We start from the raw sequence: 16,733 nt of genomic DNA, 5'->3' as shown, positions 1-16,733 counted from the left end.
GACCGCAACATTCCCCGCCGGCCGCCCCCAAGAACCACCGACCAACCGCGAACCACCCCCGGATTCGACCCGATAGTTGGCCGGTGTGCGAGACGATCCGCCGTACCGGGGACACCAACTGGGGACCGCGGGCAACCTCACCACGTGTCCGCAGTCCCGAGCAGGTGTACGCAGTCACAGCGAACGTCCGTCCGCCAGGGCGTTGGTGATTTGCGGGGAGCTCCGTTCGAGTTGCTGGTTCTCCGCTCGTTTTTTGGCAGGAGAAGGGGACACTTTGAACTGCTCCCCGGAAGTTGGACTGGGTTTCTCAGTCCCGATTCCGGTGAGCGGTAAATGGCTGGCCGGTACGGCGGTGTGCTTGGTACCGTGCCGTGGTCCGTGACATCACGCTTGGAGGTGGGAACCCATGAACGCAGTCGTGTGGGTGCTTCCCCTCTCGTGGTCACGGGCGGGCGATTGACGTAGGTGTCGCCGGGAGCGCCCCGAGAACTTCGGCACTCCCGAAAGGAAACACCTATGCACCCTTTGCTGTGCACGATCTCCCGCGTTGCCGAGAACCAGTGGCATGCGGTGGAGAACGATCTCGTCGTCGGCCGCGGCTATGCGTCGCGCCGGCTCGACGGGCGGACCTTTGTCAGTATCGACACCTGGCGCGACGATGTCTTCGACCGCCTCGCCGATGCGATGGTGGCCGACCAAGCCACGCCGCTGTACACGGTGGTCGATGAGACCGATCGTGAGCTGACGGTCGGCTGGGAACGCGCCGGGTTCACGACCTGGCGTCGTGAGCGCGAAGTCGTCGTACCGACTGGGCCGGCGTCGACGCCCATCCCAGCTGGGGTGATCATCACTGCGGCCGACGAAGAGCCGTTGCGTGAGCTGGAGCAGGCGATTCGCGCCGAGCTCGACTGGCAGACGATGCCCGCCGAAGTACTTCCCTGGCAGGGCGGGACCACGCCGCTCGACCCGTCGAAGTACACGGTTGCCAAACGCAACAACCAGTACGTCGGCCTGCTCCGCCTGGCGACGTACACCCGGCAGCCGCGAATCGGGCTGATCGCGGTTCGGGCCGATGAGCGGCGGCAGGGGATTGCCCGGGCGCTGCTCAGCCAGGTGCTGGGCGATCTGCGGCATGTCGGGGTCGAAACAGTCGCGGCCGAGATCAACGAAACGAACCACGCTGCGATCGAACTCTTCGAGAGCTTCGCAGCCCGCCGTACCGGCAGCAATCTCGAACTCGTCCACGGGAAGGACTGACCATGCCTAGAAAAGCAGGCGCGCTCGAAATGGACGGCATCGTCGTTGAGTCGCTGCGGGGCGCGACCTTCCGGGTCGAACTCGGCAACGGCCACCAGGTTCTGGCGCACATCAGCGGCAAGATCCGGAAGAACTACATCAAGATCATCCCGGACGACCGCGTCCTGGTGGAGCTCAGCCCGTACGACCTGACGCGGGGCCGGATCATCTTCCGCTACCGCAACTGACCCCGGTGCTGGGCGCGTAGGATCCGTCGTAATGACAACCACAGCTAGTAATCAGCTGGGTGACTTCCTCCGCGCCCAGCGCGCTCGGCTCACGCCGCAGGACGCTGGTCTGGTCACGACCGGCAGCCGACGGGTTGCTGGGCTGCGGCGCGAAGAGGTTGCGGTGTTGTCGGGGGTCAGCGCCGACTACTACACGCGACTGGAGCAGGGGCGGGAGCGGACGCCGTCGGCGCAGGTGGTCGATTCGATCTGCCGGGCCTTGCAGCTCGAGGCGGATGCGCGCGGGCACCTGTTCCGGTTGGCGCGGTTGTCGCCGTACGCCGATCAGACGGCGGAGGCGATCGCGCCGGAACTGCTGCAGACGATGGAGTCCTTCGCACATGCGGCGGCGTACGTGACGAACCCGGCGCTCCGGGTGCTTGTCGCCAATCCGGCTGCGGAGCGGCTCATTAGCCCGCTGCAGAGGCAGGACCAGAACGTCCTGGCTGCCCTCTTCGTCGATCCGTACGCGAAGGAGTTCTACGGCAACTGGGACGAGATCGTGCGGGCGTCGGTGAGTGCGCTGCGACTGGCGGCCGGTTTCAGCCCGCTGCATCCGGAGGTGTCGGATCTCGTTGCGCGGCTATATCGCGACAGCGAACTGTTCCGCAGCTTGTGGGACGATCAGAGCGTCGCCGGGCTTTCGGTGACCCAGAAGACGATTCACCACCCCGAGGCTGGAAAGCTCGAGCTGAGTTACCAGACCTTCGACGTCCGCAGCGCGCCCGGGCAGCAACTGACGGTGGCCACGGCGGCGAGCGGTTCGCGGAGTGCCGAAGTACTCGCATCCTGGGTGTAGCACTCCTAGGAAGACTCGACCTTCTCCGGTCACCGGCAAAACCATTGACTGAGTGTCATGAACATCGTGATCATCACCGGCGGCAGCCGCGGTATCGGCGCTGCCACTGCCCTCGCTTCCGCCCGACGCGGCCTGGGCGTCATCGTCACCTACAACAGCAACCCGGACGCAGCAGCGGACGTCGTCGGCAAGATCAACGCTGAAGGCGGTACGGCGGTCGCACTGGAACTCGACGTCACCGATACCACCACCTTCCCGGCCTTCGCCGACGCGGTCCGCCGTACGTTGCAGGAGACCTGGGACCGAACCACCTTCGACTACCTGGTCAACAACGCCGGCTACGGCCTCTTCAAGTCCATCGCCACGGTCACCGAAGACGAGTTCGACGGTCTCTTCCGCGTCCACCTCAAGGGCCCGTTCTTCCTCACCCAGACCCTGCTCCCCCTGATCGCCGACGGCGGCCAGATCGTGAACCTGGTCAGCGCCACGACCCGCGTGACCACGGCCGGCGTCGCGCCGTACGCGAGCTTCAAGGGTGGCCTCGAAGTCCTCACCCGCTACATGGCCCAAGAGTTCGGCGACCGCCGCATCCGCGCCAACTCCATCTCCCCCGGCCCCATCCGCACCGACCTCGGCGGCGGCCTGAACGACGAATTCGAAGCCCTCCTCGCAGCCCGTACGGCGCTGGGCCGCGTCGGCGAGCCCGACGAGGTCGGTAGTGTCATCGCGAGCCTGCTGTCCGACGAGAACCGGTGGGTCAACGCCCAGTCAATCGAAGTTTCCGGAGGGTTCGACATCTGATGATCGACCACGTCTTCCTGACCGTCAGCGATCTCGACCGCTCGATCGCCTTCTACACAGCGGCCCTGGCCCCGCTCGGCATCACCAACCGCGTCGACTACGACGGCAAAGACGGCCCACCCGGACACCCGGACCTCAAAGGCTTCGGCAAGAACGGCCCGATCGGCTTCTGGCTGCGCCACGGCGAGGCCGACCCCCGCTCGGCCCACGTCGGCTTCATCGCCGACAGCACCGCCGCAGTCGACGCCGCCTACGCAGCCGCCATCACCGCAGGCGCCACCGACAACGGCGAGCCCGGTGCCCGCCTGCACTACGACCCCCGCTACTACGCCGGTAACGTCCTGGATCCGGACGGCTACAGTCTCGAGTTCGTGTACAAGAGCTGGCAGCATTGAGCAAGACTAGAACATATGTTCGATCTGTCGTAATCTGAAAATATGCTTGGTCGGTTTACGGTGCGCCCTGCAGATGACGGATCCGATGGGTTCGGTGTCTGGGACGGCGCGGTCAATGGTTGGCGTGCGAGTGGTCTCAGCACCGAGGTGGAGGCCAACCGCATGGCCTCCGAGCTTGAGGTGCAGTACGACACCCACGGCCCCCGCCCCGCAGACGCCGTACGGCGGATTGATCCGCCCCAGGCGGTGCAACGGGTGGAGCGGTCCGCCGGGCAGCTCGATGTATGGATCCGCCACAACGGCGTATGGCTAGGCCGCTTCATCACCGACGACGGCGCAGTCACCTGGATCCCAGGCTCCCACCTACGGCCGCTGTGAGCTAAGGCTGGCCGGGGCCTTTGGACAGGTAGATGGTGATCAGCGAGCCCTTGGTGGCGCCGGAGTTGGTGCGGGGGTCGGTGTAGGCGACCTTGCCGGTGGGGACCGGGGAGGCGACCAGCTTGTTGGCGATGGTGGTGTCGAAGCCGGCTTCGCGGAGGAGTTTGGTGGCGGCTGCTCGGTCCAGGCCGGTGACGTCGGGGAGTTCTTTGCGGTCGCCGTTGATGATCTTCTTGGACGGCTCGACGAAGTGGCGTAGCGGCAGGCCCTTCATGGCGCCTCGCATCGCGGTTTCCCAGAGGGGGCCGGCGGTGCCGGAGCCGGTGGGGTCGCGGATGTCGCGGCCGTCCAGGGTGTGGCCGTACATGAGGTTCGTGTAGGGCAGGTTCGCGTCGGCGACGACCGCGGCGGCTGCGAGGTTCGGGGCGTAGCCGGCGAACCAGACTGCCTTGTTCTCCTGGATGGTTCCGGTTTTGCCGGCCAGGTCCCAGCGGCCGAACTTCAGCTTGCCACCGGTGCCGCCTGGCTCCATGACTGCGCCGAGCACCTTGTTGACACCGTCGGCGACGCCCGCGTTCAAAGCCTGGTTGCACTGCGCCTTCGGGCTGCGAAGCGGCCGGTTGGCTTTGTCGCGCACCGAAAGAACGATCAGCGGGCGGCAGTACTTGCCGCGGGCCGCGAAGGTCGCGTACGCGTTCGCCATCTGTAGCGGAGTCACGTAGCCGACGCCCAGGGTCATCGAGATGACCTGGTCGAGCGGCTGCAACGTCTGCGCGTTGTACATGCCGAGCCGGGACGCGACGCGCGCGATCGGGCAGAGGCCAACGCGCTGCGAGAGCTGCAGGAAGTAGGTGTTGGTCGAGTACCGCGCGGCTTCGACCATCGTGAGGTTGCCGCTGCGCGTCGAGTTCCGCGGGTGGTAGTCGGGGTCGCGGGTGACGCCGCTGCAGGTCCGGAACTTCTTGTCGCTCAGGTCGATCTGCTCCGGCGAGTTGATCCGGTAGTCCAGTGGCAGCCCGGCCTGGATCGCCGCTGCCACCGTGAACGCCTTCATCGTCGAGCCGTTCTGGAAGCCGCCGTACCCACCGTCGTAGGACTTCTCGACGTTGTAGTTGTAGTTCGTGTGGTTGCGGCCGTTGCCGTACGGCTTGCTCTGCACCATCGCCTTCACCAGCCCGGTCCCCGGCTCGACGATGGTGATCGCCGCGACCGCGGTGTCGGTGGGCTTGGTGTGCGAGCTGATCGATGCCTGCGCGGCCGCCTGGGTGCGCGGGTCGAGCGACGTACGAATCGTCAGGCCGCCGGTCTTCAGGTTGTGCTCGCGCTGCTTGGGGTTCTTGCCGAGCGATGGGTTCTGGAGCAGCTGCGCCACCGCGTAATCGCAGAAGAACGGGTAGCGCGAGCTGGCGCAGCCGTTCGCCACCGGGTTCACCTTGGCCGGGTCGATCACCGGGGTCTGCAGCGCCAGGTTCGCCTGGTGCACCGAGATCACCTTGAGCTCGAGCATCCGCCGGATCACCACGTCACGGCGGTTCTTGGCGCGCTTGAGGTTGTTGGTCGGGTCGTACCCGGTCGGGTTCTTCACCAGCCCGGCCAGCAGCGCGGCCTGCGGCAGCGTCAGCTTGTCGGCCGTGGTCCGGAAGTAGTGCTGCGCAGCGACCTGTACGCCGTACGTGCCGTCACCGAAGTTGACCAGGTTCAGGTATCGCTCGAGGATCTCGTTCTTGGTCAGCTGGCTCTCGAGCGAGATCGCGTAGCGCAGCTCGGTCAGCTTGCGCTCGTAGGAGACCTCGGTCGCCTTGGCCCGCTCGGCCTGGGTCCGCGCCTTCTCGATCAGGCTCAGCTTCACGTACTGCTGGGTGATACTCGAGCCGCCCTGCTGGACCTCGCCGCTGCCGTGGTTGCGGATCACAGCGCGCAGCGTGCCCTTGGGGTCGATCGCGCCGTGCTCGTAGAACCGCGAGTCCTCGATCGCGATGATCGCGGTCTTCATGATCGGGGCGATCTGGTTCAGCCGGACCGGCACCCGGTTCTGCTCGAACAGGGTCGCGATCACCGACCCGTCCGCGGCCAGCATCCGGCTGCGGACGGCGACCGGTTCGACCTCCAGCTCGCGCGGGAGGTCCTGAACCGTCTTGACGATCTGCTCGCTGCTGGCTCCTGCGAAGCCGGCCAGCGGAATCGCCAGCCCTGCCGCGAGCGCACCGGACAGCACGCTGACGCCGACGAACGTAATCAACGCTCGTGCTTTGTTTGGAGCGCCATCCCCGGTGCGCATGGCGGACAGCTTAGACCTCTGCGGTACCACCCGACGACAGGCCGTGACCGATGGCCTCGATGAGTCGCGGCCGAAGCTCGGCCGCACTGATCACCGCGTCCACCGATCCGACGTCACGAGCCCGCTGGATGCTGTGGATCTTGTCGAACCCGGTCGCCACCTCGGTGAGCTTCTCAGCCCGTACGGCGGTCCGCACCTCCGCAAGCTCGGTCGCCAGCTCAGCGCGTTCCGCAGCGCTCGCGGCACTGACCTTCTCGGCCAACGCAGCCACGCGCGGATCGGCCGCCGTACGGGCGTCGACCTCGGCCGAGAAGACCACAGCTGCCGCCGGTGCCCCACCGAGCACCGAGGCGAACGAACCCTCGACGGCCAGCACGGTCATCCGCGGGTTGAGCTGCTTGGAGAAGACCACGAACGCGCCACCGTGGTACCGCGAGACGACGCAGAACACGATCGGGCCCTCGAAGTTGACGATCGCCCGGCCGATCTCCGCGCCGTACTCGAGCTGCAGGTTGCGCATCGAGTCCGGCGAGCCGTCGAACCCGGACAGGTTCGCCAGTACGACGAGGGGCCGGTTCCCACTGGCGACGTTGATCGCGCGCGCCGTCTTCTTCGACGACCGCGGGAACAGCGTGCCGGCCGTGTACGTGTCCGGCCCGTCCGCCGGCGGGAAGCCGCGTCGCGGCACCGACCGGGACTCGATCCCGACCAGGCAGACCGGGTAACCACCCAGCCGCGCGTCCTGGACCACCGAGGTGTCCGCGTCGGCCATCCCGGCCCAGCGCTCCAGCACCGGATGGTCCTGGTCGCTGACAGCCCGCATCAGCGTGCGGATGTCGAACGCCTTCTTGCGATCCGGGTTGGTCTCGACGGAGAAGATCTCGCCGACGGTCTTGAAGTCGCTGCCCTCAACACTGTGCGGGTACGGCGTCACGTCGCGATTGATCGGGTCCGTCGTCTCCGCACGCCGCGGACCGGTCTCCCCCGGCGCGATGTACGTGTGGTCGTAGTGCGACATCAGCACGTCGCGGGCCGCCTTCAGGTCCGGCGCCCAGTACTGCGCCTGGCCGTTCGGGCCCATCACCCGGTCGTAACCGCCGATGCCGAAGTTGTCCTCGGCCGACACACTGCCGGAGAAGTCCAGCGTCTGCTTACCGGTCAGCACCATCGCGCTGTCCGGCGTCATCACCAGGATGCCCTTGGTGTGCATCAGCATCGTCGCTTCGGCGTTCCAGTACGGCTGGGCACCGACGTTGATGCCGGCCACGACGATGTTGATCTCGCCGCCGGTCTGGGTGAACTCGACGATCCGCTTGAGCGCCTTCGCGACCCAGTCCATGTTCTCGGTGCCGGAGTCCATCGAGATCCGGGCGCCCGCGGACAGCGAGTACCACTCGATCGGGATCTGCAGCCGCTCGGCCAGGTCGATGGCCGCGATGATCCGAGCGCACTCCGGTTCAGCGACCGCGCCGAGCGCCTTGGTCGGGTCACCACTGAGCGCGACCCGCGTGATGCCCTCGGGGTAGCGAGTGGTCGGCGTACTGACCACTCCGAGGATCAAGCCGGCCTTGTTCAGACCCTTCGGACGCTCAACCGGGACCAGCGCACCCGTGTCATCCAGGTCGTGCTCGACGAACGAGCCACCCGGACCGGTCACGATGCCACTGACTTCGTACGGATAGATCGTGTTGCGGCGCCGCGAGCGCTGAACCTTCTGCGCGTAGTCGTCGAGCGGCGCCAACCGGGTGGTCGGCGGCTCCTCGATCGACGTGACGACGCCGGCGCCCGGCTGGTAGTAGAACCGCGCCGCGACCGGGTAGGCGACACCGTCGGGTGCCTCGACCTGGCCCTGGATCAGGACCTCCTCGATCCCGGCACCGGCCGTCATCGGGGCGATCTTGCTCTTCAGCGTCGTGACCTCGTTGACCTGGGCGTCGACGACGGGCCAGATGTGGATCCAGACATGGTTCATGTCCAGCTTGGCACCGGCCGCACCCCGCGCGGTCCGAGCTCGGCGGATCGCCTCCAGGCAGTTTGCGATCGCACGCTCAGCATGCGGCAGCGACGTGACCTTGCCGTCCTCGTCGCGGACCACCGCGAACTGCCGCACCTGCGACAGCGCAACGAGCCGCTGATCGGCCTTGTTGTCCCGGGCGACGCAGAAGTACAGCAGTACGTCGTCCGGCGCCTCGAGACGAGTGATCCGGAAGTCGCGCAGCCGCCACAGGTTCAGGCGGCGGCCGACCATCGGGTGCACCCCGCGGACGTTGTCGTCCTCGACGACAGACCCATCGGCCGGGCGGTAGGTGAAGTACGAGACCGGCTGATCGTCACCAGCAGCGACCGAGACCGAGATCCGCCGCGCCCGCTGCGCGATCGGCAGGTCGGCCACCATCCGCCGGTACAGATCAGCAGCTTCCTGCTGTCCGGCGGGCAGGTCGGAACCGTAGAGGTAGAGCTCGACCACGGCTTCGTGGCCGGCCGGACCCGCATCCAGCTGCGCGGTCAGTGCCTGGGACAGGCCGCTGGCAGGGTCGGCCAGCTCGGCCGTCGTCCCTACCGTGGTGACCAGGTGCGTCGGCCGGTCGTCGATCGTGTAGTCGGCGGTCGCGAACGGCCGCCCGTCGACGGTGACCTCGTGAACATCATGCAGCTCGTACTCGCGGTAGTGGCGACGGATGAGCACCTCGAGCAGCGGCTCGCGCTCACCCCAGCCGCCCTGCAGCCGCTGTGCCAGGAACCGGACAATCGGCTCCGGGATCGCAGCCAGCGCGTCGATCCGCTCCTGGCGGTCGGCGGCCTCCGGATGCGCAGCCAGGTCAGCGACCTCGTCGCTGACGCCCTCGATCACCGAGGCGCGCGCGGCGTCGACCAGCGGCTGATCGAACCAGCGGAACCGGACGCTGCGCGCCAGGTCACCGATGATCGGGAAGCGCAGCTGTGTGGCCAGCACCAGCCGGTCCAGCAGCTCGTGCGCGGCGTCGTCGAGCGGGGCCTCCGGCCGTGACTCGTCGATCCAGCGCTCCAGCACCGACGCGACCAGCAGGATGTCCGGCGTGGTCCGCTGCTGAGCGAGGAAGATCCGGAACACGGCCTCTTCGAGCTCAGTACTGCGTTCCAGATCCGTGACCCCGTAGTGCGCGAACACCCGGGCGAGCCGCGTCTGGAACTCGGCCGACAGACCGCCGCGCTCGGGGTCGAGGCTCTGCAGGTAAGTGTGGAAGTGCTCGCGCGGGCTGTGCACCCGGTTCTCGGTGTTGATCTCCTCACCGGCCGGCCGGTTGCGGCTCAGCTCGGCGAAGTCGGCGAACACCGACATCAGGTCGATCTCGGCGACCACCGGCGGCTGCGGGAGCTGCGTGCGGGCCAGCAGGTAGCCGGCCAGCATGCCGCCTTCGTCACGCGGGTCGATGTCGAACCCGAGCAGCATGCTGCGCAGGTCGTCCAGACCTCGCTCAACCCGCTCCTCCGGCGAGATCTCACCGGTACGACGCGGCAGCTCAAGCCGGACGCCGTTCTGCACCGGAGCAGCCTCCTCGGCGTCGGACTCGTCGGCCATTGGCTCCAGCCGGAGCAGCGGCGCACCGGTCTCGACCTGGCTGCCGGTCGAGACCTGGATCTCCTTCACGGTGGCCTTGAACGGCGCGTAGAGCACCGTCTCCATCTTCATGCTCTCCAGCACGAGCACCGGCGCACCGGCCTCGACCACAGCGCCGGCCTTCACCGGCGTCGCAACCACGAGCGCAGGCGCAGGAGAGCGCAGTACGCCGCCTTCGTCCCGGCTGACGCGGTGGGTCACCCCGTCGACCTCGATCAGGTGCACCGGGCCGTGGGTGGCGGTGACGAGCCGGAACCGCTGCCCGCCGACCGTCAGCCGGCCGGTGTGACCGTCGAGACGCTCCAGGTCGGCATCCACCACCTGGAAGGGGTCATTGCCGGAGCCGACGCCGACCCGGAAGCGGGTCCGGCCGATCCGGGTCACGGTCACCCGGTAGCTCGCTCCGCGCAGCTTCAGGTCGATCGCGCGACCGACCTCGTGCTGCACCTGCGGACGGCCGCCATGAGCGGTCTCCAGAAGGCGGCTCCGCTCGACCTTCTCGGCGTCCTGGTAACCCTCAATCGCCGCAGCGACCAACGCGATCCCGGAGTGCTTGTGCGAGACCAGGCGACCCTCGGCGCGGACGCGGTCGATCCAGCCGGTGTCGGCGCTGCCGTCGATGACCTCGGGCTGGTCGAGCAGTTCGAGGATGAAGCTCTTGTTGGTCGCGCCGCCCTCGATCAGAACGGTGGTCGCGGTGACCGCGCGGCGCAAGCGTGCCAGCGCCTCGTCGCGGGTGCGGCCGTAGCCGATGATCTTGGCGATCATCGAGTCGAAGTCGGCCGGAATCGTGTCCCCGGCGCTCACTCCGGTGTCGACCCGGACGCCAGGCCCGGACGGCAGATCCAGTACGGCGATGCGGCCGGGTGACGGAGCGAAGTCGCGGTCCGGGTCCTCGGCGTTCAGGCGGGCCTCGACGGCGTGCCCGAGCTCGGCCGGTTTGAGGCCCTCGAGACGGCCGCCATCAGCAACGTGCAACTGAGCCTTGACCAGGTCGAACCCGGTGGTCAGCTCGGTGATCGGGTGCTCGACCTGGAGCCGGGTATTGACCTCGAGGAACGCGAAGGTCTTCTCCCCCGGGTGGTACAGGAACTCGACCGTGGCCGCACCGCGGTAACCGACCGCGATCGTCAGCCGCTCGGCCGACGCCTTCAGGTCCTCGACCTGACCGGCGGCCAGCAGCGGCGAGGCCGACTCCTCGATGACCTTCTGGTTGCGGCGCTGGACCGAGCAGTCGCGGACGCCGAGCGCCCACGCCGTGCCCTGACCGTCGGCGATGACCTGCACCTCGACGTGCCGGGCGCCGGTGACGAGGCGCTCCAGGAAGACGATGCCGCTACCGAAAGCGCGGGCCGCTTCCTCGCTGGTCCGGGCGTAGGCGTCGGACAACTCGTCGGCGGAGCTGACCATGCGGATACCGCGGCCACCACCACCGGCTGTTGCCTTGAGCATCAATGGGTAGCCGATCGTCTCGGCTGCCGCCAGCGCGGCCTCCAGCGACTCGACCGGACCGCGGCTCCACGGAGCAACCGGGACACCGACCTCCTCGGCGATCAGCTTGGAGCCGATCTTGTCGCCGAGCTTGCGCATCGCCTCGGGCGACGGACCGATGAAGGTGACGCCGATCCGCTCGCACAGCTCCGCGAACGCCGGGTCCTCGGCGACGAACCCCCAGCCGACCCAGGCGGCGTCCGCGCCGCTCTCTCGAAGGGCACGCTCAAGTACGGCGAGGTCCAGGTACGGCCGGGCCGACGCGGGGCCGAGCGGATACGTCCGATCCGCCTCGCGCACGAAGGTGGCCGTCCGCTCGCCGTCCGTGAACAAGGCCACCGTCTCGATCGGCTCGCCACCCTCGGCGTTGACCTCCCGGACCGCGTTGATGAGCCGCATTGCGGCCTCGCCTCGGTTCACAACTGCGATACGCTTGAACATCGACCGCCTCCCTGTCGCACCATGCGTGTAGCGGCCCGGCCCTTGTGGAACACAAGTTTTGGCCGGGCCGCTCCCACACACTTTCAGGACAACGCTATTACCGTCGAGTCGGGGTCTCTTTTCGGTGTGCCGTGAGCGCAGTCAGCGTGGCGCACCGGCTCGAATCCAGCGCTGACAGGGCTTTCCTCAGAACAGATTGGTACGAATGTGAACGAACTCGTGGAGCAGCTGCGGAAAGCTGTTGCTGGTCCGGTCCTGACCGTCGGCGACGACGGCTTCGCCGACGAGCTGGCCGGTTTCAAGACCAACGTCGTGCACCAGCCGGATCTGGTTGTCGGCATCACCTCCGCCGCCGACGCGGCCGCTGTCGTCGCTGCCGCGGCCGGTACGCCGATCCGGGTGCTGGCCACCGGCCATGGGCTGGGAACGCCGGTGACCGAGGGCATCGTCATCACCACCTCGCGGCTCAACGGGCTGAGCATCGACCCGGCCACGAAGATCGCCCACATCGAAGCGGGCTGCCGCTGGGCCGACGTGATCGCCGCCGCGGCCAAGCATGGGCTCGCGCCGATCGCCGGCGCCTCCGGGAACGTCGGCTGCATCGGCCTGCTGCTCGGTGGTGGCTTCGGTCCGCTGGCGCGCACGTACGGTCTCGGCTCCGACTGGGTCCGTGGTTTCGAGCTCGTCACCGGCGCGGGCGAGGTGGTGACGGCGAACGCGACCGAGCACCCCGACCTGTTCTGGGCGCTACGCGGCGGCAAGGGCGGCTTCGGCGTCGTCACCTCGGTGGACGTCGAGCTGGTCGAGCTGACCACCCTGTACGGCGGCTCGGTCTTCTTCGACGCCCCTGAGATCGACGGCGTCGTACGGACCTGGATCGACTGGACCACCACGCTGCCCGAGGCCGCGACCACATCGGCCATCATCCTGCGGCTCCCGCCGCTGCCGTTCATCCCCGAGCCTCTGCGCGGCAAGACCGTCGTGAGCGTCCGGTTCGCGTACGTCGGCGATCCGGCGGAGGGCGAGAAGCTGTTCGCGCCGATCCGGGCGGCCGGTGCGGTGCTGATCGACCTGCTCGGTGAGATGCCGGCATCGCAGATCGCGTCGATCCACAACGACCCGACCGAGCCGACCGTCTCGTGGGACCGCGGGCTGCTGCTCGACGAGCTCGACGGCGATTTCGCCGATGCGTACCTCGGTGCGGTCGGCCCGGACCAGCAGGTGCCGATGGTCGCGGTCGAGTTGCGACACCTCGGTGGCGCGGTCAGTCGCGACGTACCGGAGGGCAGTGCGGTCGGCGGGCGGAGCGGTGCCTACACGCTCTTCATGGTCGGTGCGCCGGATCCGAGCCTGTTCGAGACGGTCCTGCCGGCCGTGGCCGAGCAGGTGCTGAGCAGTGTGCAGAAGTGGACGTCGGCCGTGAACACGGTCAATCTCGCCGACGGCTTCGTCCTCCCGGGCTCGTACGAGGCCTGCTGGCCGGCCGAGACGTTGGCCCGGCTGGCCGAGGTTCGTTCCACCTACGACCCGGCCGGACGCTTTCCCTACGGGCCGCGTTAGACGCGGGCCAAGTTAAGAGCGGGCCAAATCAAGAACGGGGCCGCTTCTTGGCTTTCTCGTCCTTCAGGCGGGCTTCCTCAGCCCGGACGTCCGCCTGAATGCCCCGCTCGTGCTCGAGCCAGTCCGGGTCCTCGTCGCGGATCGCGTCGATGTCGTCGCTGGTCAGGGCGTCGGAGACCCCGGCCCGGGCCAGGCCACTGATCGACACGCCGAGTCGCGCCGCGACCACCGAACGCGGGTGCGGACCGTTCTGGCGGAGCTCCTGCAGCCACTCGGGCGGGTCGTTCTGGAGCGTCGTCAGCTCCTCGCGGGAGATGAACCCGTCCTGGAACTCAGCGGGGGTCGCCGGAAGGTAGATGTCCAGCTTCTTCGCCGCAGTGGCGGGCTTCATGTCTTGAGAGGACTTACGCGCGGTCATTGGATCAGGGTATCCCGGCTCGCCGGGTAGCCTGACCGCGTGACCGACTCATCCTTCCGCCTCGGGTACGTACCAGGCGTCACACCGGCCAAGTGGGCGCGTATCTGGGCCGAGAGGTTGCCCCGGACACCGATCGAGCTGATCCAGGTCGCGGCCGCCGACGCCGTCGGCCTCGTGCACTCCGCCGGCGCCGACGCAGCCCTCGTGCGGCTACCGATCGACAAGGCCGGCCTGCACGCCATCCCCCTGTACGTCGAACAGACGGTCGTGGTGGTCCCGAAGGATCACGTGGTGTCGGCGGTCGAGGAGGTCACGCTCGACGATCTCGCCGATGAGCTGATGCTGAATCCGCAGGACGACGTACTGATGTGGGAGCGGCCGTTGCCGGGTCGCGTGATCGACGAGCGGCCGGCCAGCACCGCGGATGCGATCGCATTGGTTGCCATGGGCACCGGATTGCTCGTGGTGCCGATGTCGCTGGCGCGGCTGCACCATCGCAAGGACCTGACCTTCCGGCCGATCACCGACGCGCCGTCCTCGCAGGTCGCGCTGACCTGGCCGGAGGACGCGGAGTCGGGACTGATGGAGGAGTTCGTCGGGATCGTTCGCGGCCGGACCGCCAACAGCACCCGCGGCAGCAAGCCGGCCCCCGAGCCGAAGAAGGCCGCCGCCGCGAAGAAGCAGGCCCCGAAGAAGCAGATCAGGCCGAACAAGGTCAAGGGAAAGCCCGGTCAGCCGACCCCCAAGCGCAAGTACAAGCGCTGACCTAGCCCAATAGATCAGTGACAGCGGTTGAGCCTTCAACTATAGTCTTGGGTATGGCGATTTTCCGGCTCAACCATGCGGTCCTGTACGTGCGCGACGTCACCCAGAGCGTTGCGTTCTACCGCGATGTGCTCGGCTTCGGCTACACCGAAGGCGGCGACTCGTACCCGACCGCGGCATTCCTGCGGGCCCCCGGCTCCACCAACGACCACGACCTCGGCCTGTTCCAGATCGGCGCGGAGGCAGCTGACTCGGGCGCGGGTAAGACCTCCGTTGGGCTCTACCACCTCGCCTGGGAGGTCGACACCCTCGGCGACCTGGTCGATCTCTCCGCCAAACTGCAGGCGGCGGGTGCTCTGGTGGGTTCGTCCGACCACGGCACCACGAAGTCGCTGTACGGCAAGGACCCGAACGGGCTCGAGTTCGAGATCGTCTGGATCATCCCGGCCGACCAGCTCACCGACGCCGACCGCGAACACGCCGGAGTCACCCGCCTCGACCTCGAGGCCGAACTGGCGAAGTACGGGCCGGACGCCAAGAGCGGCATCGGTATCTCACGCTGATCGCACGAGGTGGTCGCTGATCCGCAGCGATCCGGCCAGGACGGTCAGGACCGGGTTCACGCCGCCGTTCGTCACATGCACGGAAGCGTCAGCGATCCAGACGTTGTCGTGACCCCAGACCCGTCCGTACGGGTCGGTTACCGACCGCGCTGGATCATCGCCCATCCGGCACGTCCCGGCCTGGTGCTGACCGGTGCTCGCGCGGCCTGTCGTGCCTAGGGTGCTGGTGGCTGTCCGGGTGGCGCCGGCTGCTTGGAGCCATTGGTTGGCCTTGACGCTCATGAAGGCGTGGGCGCGGACGTCCTCGGGGTGGATCTCGCCGCTGATCTTGACGACCGGGTTGCCGAAGCGGTCTTTGAGGGTGGGGTCGATGCGGATGCGGGAGTTCCTTGACGTGACTTCCTGGATCGGGCCGACGACCCGCAGCATCCGGCGGGCCTCGCGGCGCATCGCCTGCTTCCCGGCCAGGCCGGCCCGCGGGATCAGGCCGGCGCCGGTCAGATAGTCGTACGTCGCTGCCGGAGTCGGCACGAATTCGTTGGCGAGCATGCCGCCGCCGACGATCCCGTCGTTGCCGTGCCGGAAGTCGCAGGTCGCGATCGAGACGCCGGGGCCGATCAGGTCGGCCAGCTCATCGTCGAAGAGGCCGACGGCTCCGGCGTAGACGTGCGCCTGGAGATGGCGGCCGACCTGATCCTGGTTATTGCCGAGACCGTTTGGTTCGGCGTCGTGCGCGCTGTTGAGCAGGAGGCGCGGCGTCTCGGAGGCACCGGCCGCGACGACGACCTCACCGCACTCGATCGTCCGTCGCCATAGCTGGTCGCCAACCAGCGCGACCCCGACGACCCTCCCGTTGCGGACTACCAGGCGCTCTGCGGTGGTCTCGGTGAGCAGCGTGCAGTTGCCGGTCGCCAGGGCGGCTGGGAGCGCGGTGTTATGCGTGCCGGACTTTGCCTCGACCGGGCAAGCGAAACCAACACACTGGCCGCAACGGACGCAGGCGGCGCGGCCCTGATAGTCCACCGAGTTGATCAGCAGCGGTACGTCGAGAGTCCCCCAACCGAGCTTGTCCGCAGCCGCCGCTAGCCGGTGCGCCGGTCCGGTCCTGGGCAATGGCGGCATCGGCAGCTCGCGCGGTGCGTGCCAGGGGTCGGTCCCACCGCCGCTGACCCCGAACCGCTGCTCGGCCAACGCGTAGTACGGCGCCAAGTCGTCGTACGAGATCGGCCAGTCGGCCAACGCACTCCCCTCCGGTACGCCGTACGTGCTGGCCATTCGGAAGTCGTTCGGCACGAACCGCCACGCCTGCGCGCCGTAGACCCGCGTCCCACCACCGACGGTGAACGCGTTGTTCCCCCAGTCGCCGTCCGGCGGCAGCGGGTACGAGGTCACGCCGTCCACCACCGCCACCCGTGGTCGCCCCTGCGGATCCGGGTCCGTGGGAGCCGGAAGCCCAGCCACTGACCGCGGGTTGCGCAAGTGGTCCCGCGCCAGCGACTCGGTCGTCGGATAGCTCCCCGCCTCAATCACGAGCACCGTGCGCCCCGACTCAGCCAGCACCTGCGCCGCCGCTCCCCCACCAGCTCCTGACCCAATCACCACGACGTCATACCGGCCAGCCAGCGCGCTCCGCGGCGTGAGGGTCAGCGCCGTCGCCACCGGCTCCCAGCTGCTCGCCGCATCTGGCCGCCACCCCACCATCCCCCAAGCAGCAGGCCCGCGC

The 16,733-nt window shown here is 68.1% G+C and carries 13 protein-coding genes; 9 read left to right on the top strand and 4 right to left on the bottom strand.

Features of this window, described 5'->3' with window-relative positions:
• Positions 1-516 precede the first annotated feature (516 nt).
• Genes E1263_RS37090 through E1263_RS37065 form a run of 6 tightly spaced genes read left to right on the top strand, consistent with a single transcriptional unit; the run spans position 517 to position 3,896 of the window.
• Positions 517-1,257: a GNAT family N-acetyltransferase gene (locus E1263_RS37090; protein WP_132176174.1), complete on the top strand. Its 741-nt coding sequence runs from the start codon at positions 517-519 to the stop codon at positions 1,255-1,257.
• Positions 1,258-1,259: 2 nt separating this feature from the next.
• The gene (infA, locus tag E1263_RS37085; RefSeq protein WP_132176172.1) at positions 1,260-1,484 is read left to right on the top strand and encodes a translation initiation factor IF-1; all 225 of its coding nucleotides are present in this window, start codon (positions 1,260-1,262) and stop codon (positions 1,482-1,484) included.
• Between the two features lie 31 nt (positions 1,485-1,515).
• Positions 1,516-2,322: a helix-turn-helix transcriptional regulator gene (locus tag E1263_RS37080; RefSeq protein ID WP_132176170.1), complete on the top strand. Its 807-nt coding sequence runs from the start codon at positions 1,516-1,518 to the stop codon at positions 2,320-2,322.
• 57 nt (positions 2,323-2,379) lie between these two features.
• On the top strand, positions 2,380-3,123 hold the full coding sequence (locus E1263_RS37075; protein WP_132176168.1) for an SDR family NAD(P)-dependent oxidoreductase: 744 nt from the start codon (positions 2,380-2,382) through the stop codon (positions 3,121-3,123).
• Positions 3,123-3,518, top strand: a complete 396-nt coding sequence (locus E1263_RS37070; protein WP_132176166.1) for a VOC family protein — start codon at positions 3,123-3,125, stop codon at positions 3,516-3,518. Before E1263_RS37075 ends, E1263_RS37070 begins: the two co-directional genes overlap by 1 nt.
• Positions 3,519-3,578: 60 nt before the next feature.
• Complete coding sequence (locus E1263_RS37065; RefSeq protein WP_132176164.1) at positions 3,579-3,896, top strand: hypothetical protein; 318 nt, start codon at positions 3,579-3,581, stop codon at positions 3,894-3,896.
• Between the two features lies 1 nt (position 3,897).
• Here E1263_RS37065 and E1263_RS37060 read toward each other — a convergent pair whose 3' ends face one another.
• Positions 3,898-6,174 (bottom strand): penicillin-binding protein, encoded by a 2,277-nt coding sequence (locus E1263_RS37060; protein WP_132176162.1) that lies wholly within the window; start codon positions 6,172-6,174, stop codon positions 3,898-3,900.
• Between the two features lie 10 nt (positions 6,175-6,184).
• A complete protein-coding gene (locus E1263_RS37055; RefSeq protein ID WP_132176160.1) occupies positions 6,185-11,704 on the bottom strand; it encodes an ATP-binding protein in 5,520 nt (1,839 codons plus the stop codon).
• Positions 11,705-11,911: 207 nt separating this feature from the next.
• Between E1263_RS37055 and E1263_RS37050 the strand changes: the two genes are divergently transcribed.
• A complete protein-coding gene (locus tag E1263_RS37050) occupies positions 11,912-13,264 on the top strand; it encodes an FAD-binding oxidoreductase (protein WP_202869240.1) in 1,353 nt (450 codons plus the stop codon).
• Positions 13,265-13,292: 28 nt separating this feature from the next.
• Here the strand turns inward: E1263_RS37050 and E1263_RS37045 are convergent, their stop codons facing one another.
• The gene (locus E1263_RS37045) at positions 13,293-13,682 is read right to left on the bottom strand and encodes a DUF5997 family protein (RefSeq protein WP_132176156.1); all 390 of its coding nucleotides are present in this window, start codon (positions 13,680-13,682) and stop codon (positions 13,293-13,295) included.
• A gap of 39 nt (positions 13,683-13,721) precedes the next feature.
• Between E1263_RS37045 and E1263_RS37040 the strand changes: the two genes are divergently transcribed.
• Both E1263_RS37040 and E1263_RS37035 read left to right on the top strand, forming a co-directional pair.
• Complete coding sequence (locus E1263_RS37040; protein ID WP_132176154.1) at positions 13,722-14,447, top strand: LysR substrate-binding domain-containing protein; 726 nt, start codon at positions 13,722-13,724, stop codon at positions 14,445-14,447.
• 53 nt (positions 14,448-14,500) lie between these two features.
• Positions 14,501-15,010, top strand: a complete 510-nt coding sequence (locus tag E1263_RS37035) for a VOC family protein (RefSeq protein ID WP_132176152.1) — start codon at positions 14,501-14,503, stop codon at positions 15,008-15,010.
• Here E1263_RS37035 and E1263_RS37030 read toward each other — a convergent pair.
• On the bottom strand, positions 15,002-16,733 hold a 1,732-nt coding region (locus E1263_RS37030), incomplete at its 5' end, for a GMC oxidoreductase (RefSeq protein ID WP_202869239.1). The genes E1263_RS37035 and E1263_RS37030 overlap by 9 nt on opposite strands.

It is taken from the genome of Kribbella antibiotica (assembly GCF_004349055.1).
Classification (GTDB): domain Bacteria; phylum Actinomycetota; class Actinomycetes; order Propionibacteriales; family Kribbellaceae; genus Kribbella; species Kribbella antibiotica.
The sequence above is the reverse complement of the archived record's forward strand: the minus strand, read 5'-3'. Positions and strand labels throughout refer to the sequence as shown.